A 17,778-nucleotide genomic window follows, 5' to 3' on the forward strand; every position below is an offset into this window, starting at 1 on the left:
AAAATTAACCTCTTAAATTTTTATTTCTCTAATTCTGTGTTAACGAACCATACAAGGTCGTTTGCGATCAAACTGCCATCCAGGAATTAAATATTGCATAGCAATAGCATCATTACGTGCACCATTCGCTAATTTTTTATGTAATTCGTGGGCTTTCATGATTTGTTGCATATCTAATTCAATGCCTAGTCCAGGTTTATCATGCAATTTAATTTTGCCATTGGTGATTTGTAATGGGTTTTTAGTCAATCGTGACTGACCTTCTTGCCATATCCAATGGGTATCAAGTGCAGTTGGATTACCGGGGGCTGATGCACCAACATGACTAAACATCGCTAAAGAGATATCAAAATGATTATTGGAATGACACCCCCAAGTTAAGCCCCATTCATGGCATAGTTGAGCAACACGACTTGCGCCTGTTAAAGTCCAAAAGTGCGGATCAGCTAAGGGTATATCAACAGCTTGTAACATAATTGAGTGACACATTTCTCGCCAGTTTGTTGCAACCATATTCGTTGCTGTTGATAGACCTGTAGCACGACGAAACTCTGCCATTACTTCCCGTCCTGAATAACCATTTTCAGCACCACAAGGATCTTCAGCATAAGTCAATACATGGTTGAGTCCTTTACATAATTGTATTGCGTCTTCCAATAACCAACCGCCATTAGGATCTATGGTGATTCGTGCATCTGAAAAATGTTTTTTTAGTTCAATAACAGTTTCAATTTCTGTTTCACCCGCTAATACACCACCTTTCATTTTGAAATCTTTAAAACCATAACGATCTTTTGCTACTTCGGCTAATTCTAATACCGATTGTACTGTCATCGCTTGACGACGACGAACGTTGTACCATTCATGTCCTGTTTTGATGGGCTGGTCATAAGGCAGATCAGTTTTCTTATCATCGCCAATATAAAATAAATAGCCCAAAACAGTTACTTCATCTCTCTGTTTTCCACCACCGAGTAATTCAGCAACAGGTACATTTAAAAATTGCCCCATTAAATCCAATAGTGCAGACTCTAAAGCTGCAACGGCATTAACTCGTAGTTCAAATGTCCATGCACCTTTACCAAAAGTATCATAATCAGAATCTAAGTAGCCTTGATGCATATCATTTACAATACGATTCAGAATCGAAATAGGTCTACCTTCAACATGAGCACAAGCATCTTTCAATGCATTTTCAATCGTTGAACCTCCTGGAGCTTCACCAACACCGACATGACCTGCACTATCAGTCAATATCACAATATTGCGAGTAAAGTATGGACCATGTGCCCCACCAATGTTCATTAACATGCTATCGTAACCGGCAACAGGAATAACTTGCATTGAAGTAATAATAGGAACGGATTGGGTATTCATATTACGATTCTCCATTTCATAAATTCATTTAGTTATATTTAATCTTCTTTTTTTAATTCCATTCGTTTAATTGGACCAACAAGAAATAAATAACTAAAAGCAGCAACAAATGCGTGACCGGCAACAAAAACTAGTGCCCATTCAAAGCGACCTGTCCATGCCACAATATAACCAATAATAATTGGAGAAATGATACTTGATGCATTACCAAACATATTAAATAACCCACCCGCTAGACCGCTCATTTCTTTTGGTGCTGTATCAGCCATTACAGCCCAACCAAGTGCACCGACACCTTTGCCAAAAAAGGCCATTGACATAAATAAAATAACGAATCCAATTGAATCAACGTAATTACAAATGATTATGGTCATTGAAAATAACATACCTAAAATGATCGGCGTTTTACGTGCTTTTGATAAAGAGTTTGTTTTGCGCATAATGAAATCAGAAATAACACCACCACTAATTCCACCAATAAAACCACAAATAGCAGGAACAGCGGCAGCAAACCCAACTTCTTTAATATTCATTCCACGTTGTGTTGCCAAATAAATAGGGAACCAAGTAATAAAGAAAAATGTTAAACAGTTGATACAATACTGACCTAAATAAACACCAAGCAACATTCTATTGGTCAATAATTGCCATAAATAACTTAATTTTGGACCATCTTGCATACCATTTTCTTTTTTCTGATCCATATCAACTAAAGCACCACCTTCAGCGATATAATCAACTTCGGCTTGATTGGCTAAAGGATGGTTTTTAGGGTTGCGAATAACAAATAAAGTAATAATACTGACAAAAATACCCAATCCACCCATAAAGAAAAATACTGATTGCCAACCATATTCATACGTCAGCCACCCCATAATTGGAGCAAAAATAACCGTTGCAAAATATTGAGCTGAGTTAAAAATGGAAACCGCTGTTGCCCTTTCTTTAGCGGGAAACCAAGCTGCAGTAATACGACTATTGCCTGGGAATGATGGAGCTTCAGCAAGGCCCATTAAAAATCGGAAAGTAAAAAGCATAACTAGTGCCCAAGCACCTATAAAAAAATGTACGGTACCTTGTAACAAGGTAAAAATTGACCAAAATAAAATACTAAAAAAATAAACCCTTTTTGAGCCAAATTTATCCAATAACCAACCTCCTGGTAATTGCCCGATTACGTATGCAATACCAAATGATGACATAACCCATCCCATTGCAGCGGCATCAAAACCTAATTCCCCCGACATTGATTTACCAGCTATACCTAATGTTGCTCTATCTCCGTAGTTAATCGCTGTGACTATAAATAAAAAAACGACCGTCATCCATCTGGCATTGGTCCTTTTTTGTTTGGTTTTGTTTATTTCCATGTTTAGCTCCTAACTGATAACTCTCAGTTAATAATTAAATATTAAAGATTTAGCTGAAGTAGAAAATAAATAGACTTTTTACATTTCTAAGTAATCCACTAATGGTAGATAAGTATGGAGGGTTCACCATGAAATTTCATTGGGCAAAATTACAAAATATTGATGACAATTACATTTATTTATATGCAAATACACAAATCAATGTTACGTTCTTCACAAAATTTTGATAAAACAGCCTAATTTTGTGATATAAACCTACTTTTATAGTGATTTTTATGATATTTAGCCAATTTATATGCTAATAATTGTGGATATGCACAATGCTATTTATTTTATAAGGATTTAAGATATAACAAATAGATTATTAAATATGTTATAAAACTTAAGTTGCTATTAATAAATATTGATAAAAAGTTAATTAGCATAATGGGAGTTAAGTAATGGAGAAGCAAATTAACAAACCTCTCTTTATCAAAATTAAAGAAATTGATAATGTTGCGATTGTTGTCAATAACAATGGATTACCTAAAGGGACGATTTTCGACAATGGATTACAGTTAATTGAAGATATACCCCAAGGTCATAAGGTTGCATTAAATGATATAAACCAAGGTCAAGCCATAATACGCTATGGTGAAATCATTGGTTATGCCAAAACAGATATTAAACAAGGTTGCTGGATAAATGAAGCAGTGACACAAATGCCCACGGCTCCTGAATTACATGAATTAGAAATAGCAACTAAAAAAGTGACCCCATTACCACCTTTAGAAGGTTATACGTTTGAAGGTTATCGTAATAAAGATGGTTCCGTCGGTACTCGTAATATACTTGGTATTACCATGAGTGTTAATTGTGTTTCTGGAGTTGTTGAATATGTTGCCAAAATCATTGAACGTGATTTGTTACCCAAATATCCCAACGTAGATGCTGTAGTCCCACTGACTCATTTATATGGTTGCGGTGTTGCCATTGATGCTCCAGCGGCTATTGTGCCAATTCGTTCTATTCATAATTTAGCTAAGAATCCTAATTTTGGCGGAGAAATTATGGTTATTAGTTTGGGATGTGAAAAGTTACAGCCAGAAAGATTGCTCAAAGGTACACATGATACTATTCCGATTAAATTAGAAAATGATGACCTTGTTACTTTGCAAGATGAGCATGGTTTTAAAGCAATGATTGATCATATTTTGCGTGTTGCTGAAAAGCATTTACAACGTTTAAATCAACGTAAACGAGAAACGGTACCAGCATCAGAATTAATTGTTGGAATGCAATGTGGTGGTAGTGATGCATTCTCAGGCGTTACGTCAAATCCGTCTGTCGGCTTTGCTTCTGATTTATTAGTGAGATGTGGTGCAACAGTTATGTTTTCTGAAGTAACAGAAGTCCGAGATGGAATTCATTTACTTACGCCAAGAGCTATCGATGAAGAAGTTGGTAAAGCACTAATTCGAGAAATGCAATGGTACGATGAATATCTTGCTGCCGGTAAAGTTGATCGTAGTGCCAATACTACGCCAGGAAATAAGAAAGGTGGTTTAAATAACATAGTTGAAAAGGCAATGGGATCTATTGCAAAATCAGGAACAAGCCCAATTGTTGAAGTATTATCTCCCGGTCAAAGACCAACCAAAAAAGGATTAATCTTTGCTGCAACACCTGCTAGTGATTTTGTGTGTGGTGCACAACAGGTAGCATCAGGTATTACATTACAAGTATTCACCACTGGCCGTGGAACCCCGTATGGATTAGCCATGGTACCTGTCATAAAAATGTCTAGCCGTAATATTGTAGCAGAACAATGGTTCGATCTCATTGATATTAGCGCAGGCGATATTGCTTTAGGTAAGGCAACCATTGAGGATATAGGTTGGCGACTTTTCCATTTGATTTTGGATGTAGCAAGTAGTCGAAAACAACCATGGTCAGATCATTGGAAATTATACAATCCACTGGCTATTTTCAATCCCGCACCAGTAACGTAAAAAAACTAAAAAATACATATTAAGATATTATTTAAGATAATTCTAAATACACCTTAATCATAAAATGATAAAGAAGTGTATTTAGAATTTATTCGTTTCTATTGAGTTGTAAACCAATATACAATAATAGGCGATCATCGAATTTGGCTAAATTTAAACCAGTTAATTTAGCAATTTTATTTAATCGATATTCTAAAGTATTGCGATGAATAAATAGCTCATTGGCCGTATCGCCATTTTGTACATTATTTTTAAACCACGTTTGCAATGTTTTTTGTAATACTCCGTTGTTATCTCCCATCCTTAATTTTTTCAAAGGTAATAATAACTCTTCGGCTTGCCAATCATAACTTAAGCCATGTAATAAAACAGGAAGAATCAGTTCTTGATAATAATAATTACGTATGTTCGGCATTCTTTGTTTGCCAATTAACATTGTTGTTTTAGCGGTTTGATAAGATTTAACTAACGGATAAGGGTGCTGTTCAAAATAGTTACCCAATGAAATTCGAATATCTAAGTGAGTAGATTCTTTTATGGTGATGACTAATTGCTCTAATTTCTTTTTATGTTCCGATAGATCCCATCGACCATAACGATTTAAGGCCGGAATTAAAATAACTAATTCAGTAATAGATTTAATCGCAACTAAATTATGCTTGCTCACATGCTGTACTTGATTTTGTAGATGTTGTAATTCACTCATTGCAGTATCAATACCCAATTGACCGCTATCGACTTCAATCATGCACACTACGCGTGGTAACTGTAAATTAATATCTAATCGCTTAACCCATTGCACCATACTTTCAGGCAAAACCTCTTTCTCAATTAGAGTTAGAATTAATTCTTCTTTTAAACGATTATCATAAGATAATTCCTGTAATAATTGTGTTTGTTCCATCATCATTTCTGCTGACATACAGACCAATTCACCAAATTGTCTAATATCCGATGGCTCACCTGTTAAACCAATAACGCCAACTATGCGATCATTAAGCTTTAATGGTAAATTGATGCCTGGTTTAACGCCTTTCAAACGTTTAACCATTGTTCCGTCTATTGAAACAACTCTTTTTTGCGATATTGCGAGTATTGCGCCTTCATGTAATTCCCCAATACGTTCTAAATCACCACTGCCAATAATACAACCGTCAGCATTCATTACATTGATATTACAATCAATAATTTTCATGGTTCTGTCGACAATCTGTTGAGCAATTTTAGGGGTCAGGCAATAAGAATTCATTACCATATTAAATTTCCTATTATAATTTTGCATAAGCATCATTTTTTGTTAGCATAACACATTTTATATTGAATCATAGGTGACTTAGTCATGATAGTATTTGATTCCATTCAAGTTCGCCGCGGTGTTAATGTACTTTTAGATAAAGCTTCTGCCACAATTAACCCTAAACAAAAGGTCGGATTAGTTGGAAAAAATGGTAGCGGAAAATCTACTTTATTTTCACTTATTAAAGGTGAAATCGAAGCGGATGCAGGTACATTGACTTTTCCTAGCCAATGGCAACTGGCTTGGGTAAATCAAGAAACCCCTGCATTGGATATACCCGCTATTGAATATGTTATTGATGGTGATCGGGAATATCGCCAATTAGAAAAACAGTTAGAACTAGCCAATCAACAAGATGATGGTCATCAAATTGCGCTGGTTCATGAAAAATTTGACAATATTGATGCATGGACAATTCGTCCAAGAGCTGCAACACTATTACATGGTTTGGGATTTTCTAATGAGCAATTATTACTACCAGTAAAATCCTATTCTGGTGGTTGGCGTATGCGCTTAAACTTGGCACAAGCTTTAATGTGTCGTTCTGATTTATTGTTACTCGATGAACCTACCAACCATCTTGATTTAGATGCTGTAATATGGCTTGAAAAGTGGTTAAGCAATTATCAAGGAACCTTAATTTTAATTTCTCATGACCGAGACTTTTTAGATCCGCTGGTCAACAAAATTATACATATTGAACAACAAAGTTTATTTGAATATACCGGTAATTATTCTTCGTTTGAAACCCAACGCTCAGCTAAACTCGCACAACAACAAGCACTTTATGAAAATCAACAAGCTAAAGTTGCACATTTACAAAGTTACATTGATAGGTTTAGAGCTAAAGCAACCAAAGCTAAACAAGCTCAAAGCCGTATTAAAATGTTAGAAAGAATGGAACTCATTGCTCCTGCTCATGTTGATAATCCTTTCCATTTTAGCTTTAAAAAATCGGAATTTTTACCAAGTCCACTATTAATGATGGAAAAAGTTGTTGCTGGTTATGACGAAAAAATTGTGTTGGAGCAGATTAAACTAAACTTAGTACCTGGTTCACGCATAGGTCTATTAGGTCGTAATGGTGCGGGGAAATCAACCTTAATTAAATTACTGGCTGGTGAGCTTGCACCTAAAGAGGGACATATAAACCTTGCTCAAGGTGTTCAACTCGGTTACTTTGCCCAACATCAATTGGAATATTTACGTCCTGATGAATCAGCACTGTGGCATCTGTCTCGAATTGCTGATCCTAAAAATACCGAACAATTGTTACGTAATTATTTAGGTGGCTTTGATTTTCATGGCGATAAAGTTAAAGAGCCGGTAAAAACTTTCTCTGGTGGTGAAAAAGCTCGGCTTGTTTTGGCCTTAATTGTATGGCAAAAACCTAATCTGCTTTTATTAGATGAACCAACTAACCATTTAGATTTAGATATGCGCCAAGCACTCACCGAAGCACTTATCGGATTTGAAGGAGCATTAGTAGTCGTGTCGCATGATCGTCATTTATTAAGGTCGACAACTGATGAATTCTACTTAGTGCATGATCATAAAGTTGAACCTTTTGACGGTGATCTTGAAGATTATCAAAAATGGCTTTCTAACGAACAAAAATTAGAGAATCAACCAATAGATCAAGAAGATAAAATCGAAAAAGAGGTTATCAAGAAAGAAGTTATTCAAAATGTTTCGGCTTTAGATCGTAAAGAACAAAAGCGTAAAGAAGCAGAGCGACGTGCACAAATGCAGCCATTGAAAAAACAGCTTGAGAAAGAAGAACAAATTCTTGCACGATTAACGAGTCAACTACAAACACTTGAACAACAATTGGCCGATCCAATTGTATATGAAGCCGATAAGAAATCAGAGTTAACTGAGTTACTCCTTAAACAGAGTCAATTGAAAAACGAGTTAGAAGAAACTGAATTAAAATGGCTAGATGTTCAGCAGCAACTTGAAGAGTTTGAAGTAAAAGATAATTAGCGTCAATACGATAAAATATGATGCTTATATTATTGCTCGGTTGATAAACAAAAAAATCACAGAATTAATTCTGTGATTTTTTTTTACTTGTAAAAGAATAAATAAATTCTGATAAAAATTTTAGCTTTTTTCTACTTGGCTAAAATCAAGTTCAACAGGTGTTGAACGACCAAAAATTGAAACCGATACTTTTAAACGGCTTTTTTCATAATCAACTTCTTCAACTACACCATTAAAGTCAGCAAATGGTCCTTCATTAACACGAACAAGTTCACCTGGTTCAAATAATGTTTTAGGACGAGGTTTGTCACCCACTTGTTGTAAACGATTCATTATCGCATCAACTTCGCGCTGACTGATAGGTGCTGGTCTATCGGATGTACCACCAATGAAACCCATAGTTCTTGGTACACTTTTAACCAAATGCCAAGTCGCATCATTCATCATCATTTCTACTAAAACATAACCCGGAAAGAATTTACGTTCACTTTTACGACGTTGACCACTTTTCATCTCAACGACTTCTTCAGTCGGTACAAGTACTTCACCGAATGAATCTTCCATATTATGTAATTTGATATATTCACGTAATGATTGTGCAACACGCGCTTCGTAACCAGAATAAGCTTGAATAACATACCATCGTTTTTGTTGTGTTTCACTCATATTAACGTCCTATTGATGTTAAATAAAAGACTACTGAACGGAATAAAGAATCCATTCCCCAAAGCGCTAAACCAACAACCACTGTGATGGCGGCAACTAATAAGGTTGTCTGTACTGTTTCTTTACGAGATGGCCATACAACCTTTCTTAATTCTTTTCTTGATTCTTCTAAAAATAATATAAAGGATTTGCCTTTAACAGTTGTGAATGCAATAAATAAAGTTAATGCAGAAATCACAACAACGGCAATTATCCGAACGATCGTATTAGGTTGATATATATCATTAGGTCCAGCAAAATAAAAGTTGCCCCAAACAATAAACGCAATCAATACTAAAACTAAACCCCATTTGAATTTGTCTAGAATAGTATTTGTATCTTGACTCTCGTTACTTACTAGCATATAAAACCTACGATTATGTTATTTATAATATTATCTATTTTCCAAAATGCTCTTTTCCTAAAAACATTTTGCTAAACAGACCAGATAAGAAAGGGCATCAAATGATACCCTTTCTATGGTAGCTAATAATTTAACTATTTAATAACCTTAGCAACAACACCAGCACCAACAGTACGACCACCTTCACGGATAGCGAAACGTAAACCGTCTGCCATCGCGATTGGGTGAATTAATGATACAGTCATTTTGATGTTATCACCTGGCATTACCATCTCTACGCCTTCTGGTAATTCGATAGTACCTGTTACGTCAGTTGTACGGAAGTAGAACTGTGGACGGTAACCTTTGAAGAATGGAGTATGACGACCACCTTCATCTTTGCTTAGGATATACACTTCTGATTCAAAATCTGTATGTGGAGTGATTGAACCTGGTTTTGCTAATACTTGACCACGTTCGATTTCTTCACGTTTTGTACCACGTAATAATACACCAACGTTTTCACCTGCACGGCCTTCGTCTAGTAATTTACGGAACATTTCTACACCAGTACACGTTGTTTTCGCTGTCGGTTTGATACCTACGATTTCAACTTCTTCACCAACTTTGATTACACCGCGCTCTACACGTCCTGTTACTACTGTACCACGACCTGAGATTGAAAATACGTCTTCGATTGGTAATAAGAATGGTTTATCAATGTCACGCTCTGGTTCTGGAATATAGCTGTCTAATGCTTCTGCTAATTCAACAATTTTTTCTTCCCATTCTGCATCGCCTTCTAACGCTTTTAGCGCTGAACCACGAATTACTGGTGTGTCATCACCTGGGAAATCGTATTGAGATAGAAGTTCACGTACTTCCATTTCAACTAATTCTAATAATTCTTCATCATCAACCATATCGCATTTGTTTAAGAATACGATGATGTAAGGAACACCTACTTGACGACCTAAAAGAATGTGCTCACGAGTTTGTGGCATAGGACCATCTGTTGCTGCTACTACTAAGATAGCGCCGTCCATTTGTGCCGCACCAGTGATCATGTTTTTAACATAGTCAGCATGACCCGGGCAGTCTACGTGTGCGTAGTGACGAGTTGGTGTATCGTATTCAACGTGTGAAGTGTTGATGGTGATACCACGAGCTTTTTCTTCTGGTGCGTTATCGATTTGATCGAATGCACGAGCTTGACCGCCGTATTTTTTAGAAAGTACAGAAGTAATAGCTGCAGTTAAAGTTGTTTTACCATGGTCAACGTGGCCGATTGTACCAACGTTAACGTGGGGTTTTGTACGTTCAAATTTTTCTTTAGACATCGATTGTCCCTCAAATGTAATACAAATCGGTGGTTATTCACCACATTAACCAAGTATCATATTTAATTATCAACATAATACTAACTTAAAATTAGCTCTGAATAATAACAGATAAAGCCGTATAGTGACAAGCTTTAAAGCAGGCAAATTCGATATTTTTAGAAGTTTAGGAGAATAACAAGAATGGTGCTGATAGGCAGATTTGAACTGCCGACCTCACCCTTACCAAGGGTGCGCTCTACCAACTGAGCTATATCAGCAATTGGAGCGGGCAGCGGGAATCGAACCCGCATCATCAGCTTGGAAGGCTGAGGTAATAGCCATTATACGATGCCCGCATGTTCAAACTCGGCTACCTAAATGCTTCGATTAGCTATTGCTAATATTAGATTAATGGTGGTGGGGGAAGGATTCGAACCTTCGAAGTGTGACACGGCAGATTTACAGTCTGCTCCCTTTGGCCGCTCGGGAACCCCACCCCGAATCTTTATTAATTTGTCTACTTAGGAAAATGGTGCCGGCTGCCGGAATCGAACTGGCGACCTACTGATTACAAGTCAGTTGCTCTACCTACTGAGCTAAGCCGGCCTAAGTGCTGCGCATTATGTACTAGAACATTTAACCTTGCAAGCAAAAAAAACAAATTTTATTTTGTTTGCTTAAAAAAAAGTCAAAAAACATAAAAAAGCCTGAAATATAGGCTATTTCAGGCTTTTTTTGAATCAAAAATAATGTGTTAGATTATTTCTTTTTTGGTGCTTTTTTCTTAGTAGCTGCTACGCCTTTGGCTGCTGTATGTACAGCAACATCTTCGCTAATATCCCCTTTATCTTGATATGCACGACCATAGTATGTATCAAGTAGGATTTGTTTTAATTCAGCAATGAGCGGATAACGCGGGTTAGCGCCAGTACATTGGTCATCAAAGGCATCAACAGCAAGTTGGTCCACTTGTGCCAAGAAAGCTTTCTCATCCACGCCAAACTCTTTAATTGAGAATGGAATATCAAGTTCTTTTCTTAATTGATCTAACCAACCAATTAATTTCTCAACTTTCTTCTCATCTTTGTCAGCTGCAGCAGTTAAACCTAAATGATCGGCTACCTCTGCATAACGGCTAACAGCTTGAGGATAACCATATTGGCTAAAGGTACCTTGTTTAGTCGGTTTATTAGTTGCATTAAAACGCACTACATTACTAATTAGCATTGCATTTGCCACCCCATGAGGAATATGGAATGCAGCACCAATCTTATGCGCCATTGAGTGACAAACACCTAGAAATGCTTGTGCAAAAGCGACACCTGCTAATGTTGCAGCACTATGCACTTTTTCACGTGCTTGTGGGTTTTTAGCGCCTTCTTTATAGCTTGCCGGTAAATAAGCTTTAAGCATGCTTAACGCTTGTAACGCTTGTCCATCAGAAAACTCAGTTGCCATAATTGAAACATAAGCTTCTAAAGCATGAGTTACCGCATCATAACCACCAGCAGCACAAAGTGATTTTGGCATATTCATTACTAAGTTAGCATCAACAATAGCCATGTTTGGCGTAATTGCATAATCAGCTAAAGGATATTTTTGACCAGTTGCATCATCAGTAACCACAGCAAATGGTGTCACTTCAGAACCTGTACCAGAAGTGGTTGTAACGCAAATTAGTTTCGCCTTTTTACCCATATTAGGGAAATGACAGGTACGTTTACGGATATCCATAAAGCGCAATGCTAGCTCATCGAATTTTGTTTCAGGGTGTTCATAAAGAACCCACATGATTTTAGCCGCATCCATTGGAGAACCACCACCTAAAGCAATAACAGTATCAGGTTGGAATGATGTCATTGATTCAGTACCTTTTCGAACCACACTCAAGGTTGGATCGGCTTCAACATCATAAAATGTTTCGCAGATAACGCCTTGTGATTCTAATTGGTCAGTAATTTGTTTTGAGTAACCATTGTTAAATAAAAATTTATCAGTTACTAAAAAGACTCGTTTTGCGCCTTGTTCAACAACTTCATTTAAAGCAACTGGAAGTGAGCCTCGTTTAAAATAGATAGAACTTGGTAATTTGTGCCATAACATGTTTTCTGCTCTCTTAGCGATGGTTTTTTTGTTTAGTAAGTGTTTCGGTCCAACATTTTCAGATACCGAGTTTCCACCCCAAGAACCACAACCTAATGTTAAAGATGGCGCTAAATCGAAGTTATACAAATCACCAATACCACCATGGGCTGCAGGTTGATTGATTAAAATACGGCAAGTTTTCATTTTACTACCGAAATAATCAATACGGTCACGGTTGCTATCTTGATCTGTATAAAGTACAGAGGTATGACCCATACCACCCATTTCTACTAATTTTTCAGCTTTTTCCACCGCTTCAGCAAAATCTTTTGCTCTAAACATTGCTAAAGTAGGAGAAAGTTTTTCATGAGCAAATGGTTCAGATAAATCAACTTTAGTTACTTCACCAACAAGTACTTTTGAACCTGCTGGGGCTTTAAATCCAGCTAACTCTGCAATTTTAACTGCTGGTTGACCAACGATATTAGCATTTAAAGCACCTTTATCGTTTAAGATGATACCTTGTACCGCTTTGGTTTCTTTAGCATTTAAAACATATGCACCATATTCAGATAATAAACTACGCACTTCATCATAAACAGAGTCAACTACAACGATTGCTTGTTCTGACGCACAAATCATACCGTTATCAAAAGTTTTAGACATCAGTACTGAAGCAACAGCACGTTTTAAATCAGCAGTTTCATCAATAATTACTGGTGTATTACCTGCCCCAACACCTAGTGCTGGTTTACCAGAACTGTATGCGGCTTTTACCATACCTGGTCCACCTGTCGCTAAAATAGCTGCGACATCATCATGATGCATTAATGCATTAGATAATTCGATAGATGGCTCATCAATCCAACCAATAATATCTTTTGGTGCACCCGCTTTAATTGCAGCATTTAATACAATTCTAGCGGCTTCAATAGTGGATTTTTTAGCTCTTGGGTGAGGTGAAAAGACAATCGCATTACGAGTTTTTAAACTGATTAACGATTTAAAAATCGCCGTAGAAGTTGGGTTAGTGGTTGGCACGATGCCACAAATAATCCCTAAAGGTTCGGCTAAAGTAATTGTACCATATGGTTCATTTTCAGCCACTACGCCACAAGTTTTATCGTGACGATATTTATTTAAGATATACTCTGCAGCAAAAAGATTTTTTATAACTTTATCTTCAACAATTCCCATTCCTGACTCTGCAACCGCTTGTTGTGCGAGAGGAATTCGAGCTGCTGCTGCGGCTGTTGCTGCCGCTACAAAGATTTTGTCGACTTGCTCTTGAGTATAATTTGAATAAGTTTCTTGTGCATTCTTCACACGAGCCATTAACTCATTTAACTCATTCATATTAGTTACTGCCATAGATTTCTCCTTGAAATATAAAAAATAAATAGGGATCGTTTGGCCTCTTCCTTGAAACTTTTTAATGCCTGGACATAATACAAAACGAAATTGGCATTATCGTAAATCAGATTTGTGCTTTATACAATAAGATATGCGCAAAAAAAGATTATTTTTTTTAATCAATAGATATATTTAGGTATTTTAAAATGTAAATTAAGAAGAATATTTGCAATAGGAACCCAAAAGACAATTACTTTAGTCAAATCTTAATTGTCTTTTGGCGGTATTTATTTTAGAAAAATAGAAATTCTTTTAATTTAAAGTGAGATAATCATCCGTTACACAATTTGTTCAATACATAACTAACAGCAACAAAACCAAACGTTGCGGTTACTGTTGTTATCGCTCCGAATCCCGATTCACAGTCCATTTTTTTATTACTGTCTGCTTGATTTTTAGCAAAACAAATCTGACCGTTTTTAGTTGGATAAGTCAGCTGTTCAGTAGAAAATACACACGGAATGGAATATTTACCTTTACTGTCTTTACTTAGCTTATAATCATTTTTTAACTTTTCACGTAATTTAGCGGCTAAAGGATCTTGAATGGTTTTTGCTAAGTCCGCAATTTTTATTTGCGTAGGATCTTTTTGACCACCAGCTCCCCCTATTGTAATAATTTTTAATTTTTGACGCTTACAATAAGCAAGAACAGCCGCTTTATCACGAACGCTATCGATCGCATCGACAATATAATTATAACGAGGATTTTGTTTAGTTCCCAAATATTGGCTAACATTATTAATATTAATAAAATCATCGATTTCATTAACAATACATTCGGGATTAATTTGCAAAATTCGTTCGGCCATGACGGATGTTTTAGGTTTGCCAATATTAGATTTTAAGGCGTGAATCTGACGATTAGTATTGGTTACACATACATCATCCATATCAATTAAGGTAATTTGCCCTATACCACTACGCGCGAGTGATTCAGCAACCCAAGAACCTACTCCACCAATACCAATTACACAAACATGTGCCTGAGAAAAAGAAGTTAATGCAGACTCACCATATAACCGTGCAATTCCGCTAAAACGTTGAAAATAAGAATCTGAAAATGTGTTTTGCATAAGTACCATTCATCTATCAAATTATACCAGCATACTAACAGCGCACAAATACAAGCGCAATATGTTAACCAATCTCCATAAATGGTTATTATTTAAATAAGCAAAAATCATAAATAAATTTTTAATTCTAATAATTTTTGGTATTTGTTATAACTCACCAAATGTCTTTTAAAGTTATCAATGATTTTTATTAAAAAACGACATCATTCATAAATATAAGAACATTTAACCAATATTGTGGTTAATTCTCGTCAAAATACTAATGCCAACATTAATTGTTATTTAGCAAAATTTATTAATTCACCAACCAGTTGCTGTGGTTCAATAAGATTTACATTTTTACAAAAATCACTATTGTTAGCATTTAATAGATAAACTAATGATTTTATTGTTACTAAACTGTTAGCCTTATCAAATTGTTGAATCAGGATATAACGCCTGTTTAATTTGGAATCAATGCCCTCAATATATTTCACATTATTATAAAGCTTGATTTCTGGTTTTTGATTACCTCGTGTTTTAGCTTGTCCAAGAAATATTTGCATGGCCTCTTGTTCATTGGCAACAACTTCATTAATAATTAAAATTCGTGCGCCATTCAAGTCATTACTATAAAGTGCGACATAATTATCAGTGAAATTTTGGATATGATTAGAAGTAAACGATTCGGTTTTCTTAAAATCGACAGAAAGAAATCGACTTTGCTCTGGTAACTGAAATTGTGGCGAGGCTTCATCAGATGATTGAATTGAAATTTTATCCGTTTTAGGTGCAGATAATACTTGATTAATTGGCATGTTTATTAAAATGCATGCAGTAAAGATCGCTCCAAGTTTTTTCATACTCTCTACTCTATTTATTCATTAAATCATCATGCGTTAAAGTCGATTATAACCTTATTATGTAAGTTAGCAATTTATATCAGAATCTCTTAACAAAAATTTTTCTAATACCAAACTAAAGGGTTTAAATAGCCTTTATCTTATTGAATTCATAGTATGATTTTTACTTAAACATACCCATAACCTGAAACTTTTTTACAAACTAATTTATATTTTGCTAAATGAGTGGCGGAAAGCGATTACTCCCTATGATGAGCAATCAAAAGGTTATTTTTGTCATTATCAGAATCTCTTAACAAAAATTTTTCTAATACCAAACCAAAGGGGTTTAATAGCCTTTATCTTATTGAATTCATAATATGATTTTTACTGAAACATACCCATAACCTGAAACTTTTTTACAAACTAATTTATATTTTGCTAAATGAGTAACTGAAAGCGATTGCTTCCTATGATGAGCAATCAAAAGGTTATTTTTGTCATTATCAGAATCTCTTAACAAAAATTTTTCTAATACCAAACTAAAGGGTTTAAATAGCCTTTACTTTATAGAATTTATAATATGATTTTTACTGAAACATACCCATAACCTGAAACTTTTTTACAAACTAATTTATATTTTGCTAAATGAGTGGCTGAAAGCGATTGCTCCCTGTGATGAGCAATCAAAGGATTATTTTTGTCATTATCAGAATCTCTTAACAAAAATTTTTCTAATACCAAACCAAAGGGGGTTAATAGCCTTTATCTTATTGAATTCATAATATGATTTTTACTGAAACATACCCATAACCTGAAACTTTTTTACAAACTAATTTATATTTTGCTAAATGAGTAACTGAAAGCGATTGCTCCCTATGATGAGCAATCAAAGGGATATTATTTGTCATTAAATGTATTCGTTTGACTTTCTAGTTTTACCTACAATAAATGTCGTTAAATATGATTAATAAAGAGGAAAAATCAATGCGTAAACCCAAAAAATTACTTAACGATCCAAATAACGTAAGACAAGAAGTCATGCAAGGATTGGTATATGCCTATAATGGTAAATTAACAGCTATTGCAGATTATTGTGCTGTTTATGGTAACCATATATCAAACGATCAAGTCGTAGTTATTTCGGGTGGTGGTAGTGGTCATGAACCAACTTTTGCTGGTTTTATCGGTGAAGGAGGCATTGATGGTTGTGCATTAGGAGAAGTTTTCACTTCACCATCACCAGACCAAATAATTGAACTTACCAAAGCGACTGAAAAGGGTAATGGTGTGCTTTTTTTATATGGTAACTATTCAGGTGATGGAATGAATTTTGATATTTCAGCCGAAATATTAGCGGAAGAAAACATCGCCACTAAAACTATTCGAGCAACCGATGATATTGCCTCAGCCCCTTTATCCAAACTGTCCGACCGCCGTGGTGTAGCTGGTATTATGTTTTTATATAAAATTGCAGGCGCAGCTTCTCAATTTGAAAAATACAATCTTGAAAATCTTTATCAAGTTGTTGCAAAAGCTAACGCTAATGTTCGCACTATAGGTGTTGCGCTTGATGGATGTGCCTTACCTCAGTCAAATAATTTTAATTTTGAATTGGATGAAAATGAGATCGAAATTGGGATAGGTATTCATGGTGAGGCTGGATTACGTCGACAAGCAATGACATCAAGTGATGAAGTTGTCAAAGAGATGATAGATCGCCTATGTGATGATTTACCTTTCCAAACAGGTGACCGTGTGTGCGTACTGATTAACAATTTAGGCGCTCTTAGTAATACAGAACTATTAGTGATAACACGCAAAGTCGGCATTGAACTTAATAATCGAGGTATTGTCAGTCACGATATTGCTGTCGGACATTTTTGTACATCACTTGAAATGTCAGGTTTTTCAATCACACTAATGAAGTTAGATGATGAATTGCAACGTCTTTATGATCTACCTTGTCAAACGCTTGGATGGAGAAAATAAA

The 17,778-nt window shown here is 35.6% G+C and carries 12 protein-coding genes and 4 tRNA genes; 3 read left to right on the forward strand and 13 right to left on the reverse strand.

Translation table 11 applies throughout. The annotated features are described in order from the left end of the window. Positions 1 to 39: 39 nt before the first annotated feature. Together AC5LW9_RS12950 and AC5LW9_RS12955 are read right to left on the reverse strand one after the other, a co-directional pair. On the reverse strand, positions 40 to 1,377 hold the full coding sequence (locus tag AC5LW9_RS12950; RefSeq protein WP_086308748.1) for an enolase C-terminal domain-like protein: 1,338 nt from the start codon (positions 1,375 to 1,377) through the stop codon (positions 40 to 42). Positions 1,378 to 1,415: 38 nt separating this feature from the next. Beyond that, positions 1,416 to 2,747 carry an MFS transporter gene (locus tag AC5LW9_RS12955; RefSeq protein ID WP_493456026.1) on the reverse strand — a complete coding sequence of 444 codons (1,332 nt, stop codon included), beginning with the start codon at positions 2,745 to 2,747 and terminating at the stop codon, positions 1,416 to 1,418. A 452-nt stretch (positions 2,748 to 3,199) separates the two neighbouring features. Between AC5LW9_RS12955 and garD the strand changes: the two genes are divergently transcribed. Further along, a complete protein-coding gene (gene garD / locus AC5LW9_RS12960) occupies positions 3,200 to 4,738 on the forward strand; it encodes a galactarate dehydratase (RefSeq protein WP_493456628.1) in 1,539 nt (512 codons plus the stop codon). A gap of 88 nt (positions 4,739 to 4,826) precedes the next feature. Here the strand turns inward: garD and AC5LW9_RS12965 are convergent, their stop codons facing one another. Continuing rightward, positions 4,827 to 5,987 carry a sugar diacid recognition domain-containing protein gene (locus tag AC5LW9_RS12965; RefSeq protein WP_198228693.1) on the reverse strand — a complete coding sequence of 387 codons (1,161 nt, stop codon included), beginning with the start codon at positions 5,985 to 5,987 and terminating at the stop codon, positions 4,827 to 4,829. A gap of 90 nt (positions 5,988 to 6,077) precedes the next feature. Between AC5LW9_RS12965 and AC5LW9_RS12970 the strand changes: the two genes are divergently transcribed. Then, positions 6,078 to 8,021, forward strand: a complete 1,944-nt coding sequence (locus tag AC5LW9_RS12970) for an ABC transporter ATP-binding protein (protein WP_493456027.1) — start codon at positions 6,078 to 6,080, stop codon at positions 8,019 to 8,021. Between the two features lie 120 nt (positions 8,022 to 8,141). Here the strand turns inward: AC5LW9_RS12970 and nusG are convergent, their stop codons facing one another. From nusG to AC5LW9_RS13020, 10 genes are all read right to left on the reverse strand, one after another. Then, on the reverse strand, positions 8,142 to 8,687 hold the full coding sequence (gene nusG, locus AC5LW9_RS12975) for a transcription termination/antitermination protein NusG (RefSeq protein ID WP_065602493.1): 546 nt from the start codon (positions 8,685 to 8,687) through the stop codon (positions 8,142 to 8,144). A 1-nt stretch (position 8,688) separates the two neighbouring features. Continuing rightward, positions 8,689 to 9,090, reverse strand: a complete 402-nt coding sequence (gene secE / locus AC5LW9_RS12980; protein WP_065738454.1) for a preprotein translocase subunit SecE — start codon at positions 9,088 to 9,090, stop codon at positions 8,689 to 8,691. Positions 9,091 to 9,224: 134 nt separating this feature from the next. Continuing rightward, positions 9,225 to 10,409 (reverse strand): elongation factor Tu, encoded by a 1,185-nt coding sequence (gene tuf, locus AC5LW9_RS12985; RefSeq protein ID WP_065737967.1) that lies wholly within the window; start codon positions 10,407 to 10,409, stop codon positions 9,225 to 9,227. Between the two features lie 184 nt (positions 10,410 to 10,593). Further along, positions 10,594 to 10,669, reverse strand: a tRNA-Thr gene (locus AC5LW9_RS12990). A gap of 3 nt (positions 10,670 to 10,672) precedes the next feature. After that, a tRNA-Gly gene (locus AC5LW9_RS12995) sits at positions 10,673 to 10,747 on the reverse strand. A 56-nt stretch (positions 10,748 to 10,803) separates the two neighbouring features. Further along, positions 10,804 to 10,888: transfer RNA gene (locus AC5LW9_RS13000), tRNA-Tyr, on the reverse strand. Between the two features lie 33 nt (positions 10,889 to 10,921). Beyond that, a tRNA-Thr gene (locus tag AC5LW9_RS13005) sits at positions 10,922 to 10,997 on the reverse strand. 153 nt (positions 10,998 to 11,150) lie between these two features. After that, a complete protein-coding gene (adhE, locus tag AC5LW9_RS13010; RefSeq protein WP_198228683.1) occupies positions 11,151 to 13,847 on the reverse strand; it encodes a bifunctional acetaldehyde-CoA/alcohol dehydrogenase in 2,697 nt (898 codons plus the stop codon). A gap of 313 nt (positions 13,848 to 14,160) precedes the next feature. After that, positions 14,161 to 14,964, reverse strand: coding sequence for a tRNA cyclic N6-threonylcarbamoyladenosine(37) synthase TcdA (gene tcdA, locus AC5LW9_RS13015; RefSeq protein WP_198228684.1), 804 nt, complete (start codon positions 14,962 to 14,964; stop codon positions 14,161 to 14,163). 278 nt (positions 14,965 to 15,242) lie between these two features. Then, a complete protein-coding gene (locus tag AC5LW9_RS13020) occupies positions 15,243 to 15,806 on the reverse strand; it encodes a hypothetical protein (RefSeq protein ID WP_198228685.1) in 564 nt (187 codons plus the stop codon). A gap of 966 nt (positions 15,807 to 16,772) precedes the next feature. Between AC5LW9_RS13020 and AC5LW9_RS13025 the strand changes: the two genes are divergently transcribed. Next, positions 16,773 to 17,777, forward strand: a complete 1,005-nt coding sequence (locus AC5LW9_RS13025; RefSeq protein ID WP_144093416.1) for a dihydroxyacetone kinase subunit DhaK — start codon at positions 16,773 to 16,775, stop codon at positions 17,775 to 17,777. Position 17,778: the final 1 nt, after the last annotated feature.

Source organism: Gilliamella sp. LMG 34360, from assembly GCF_984568995.1.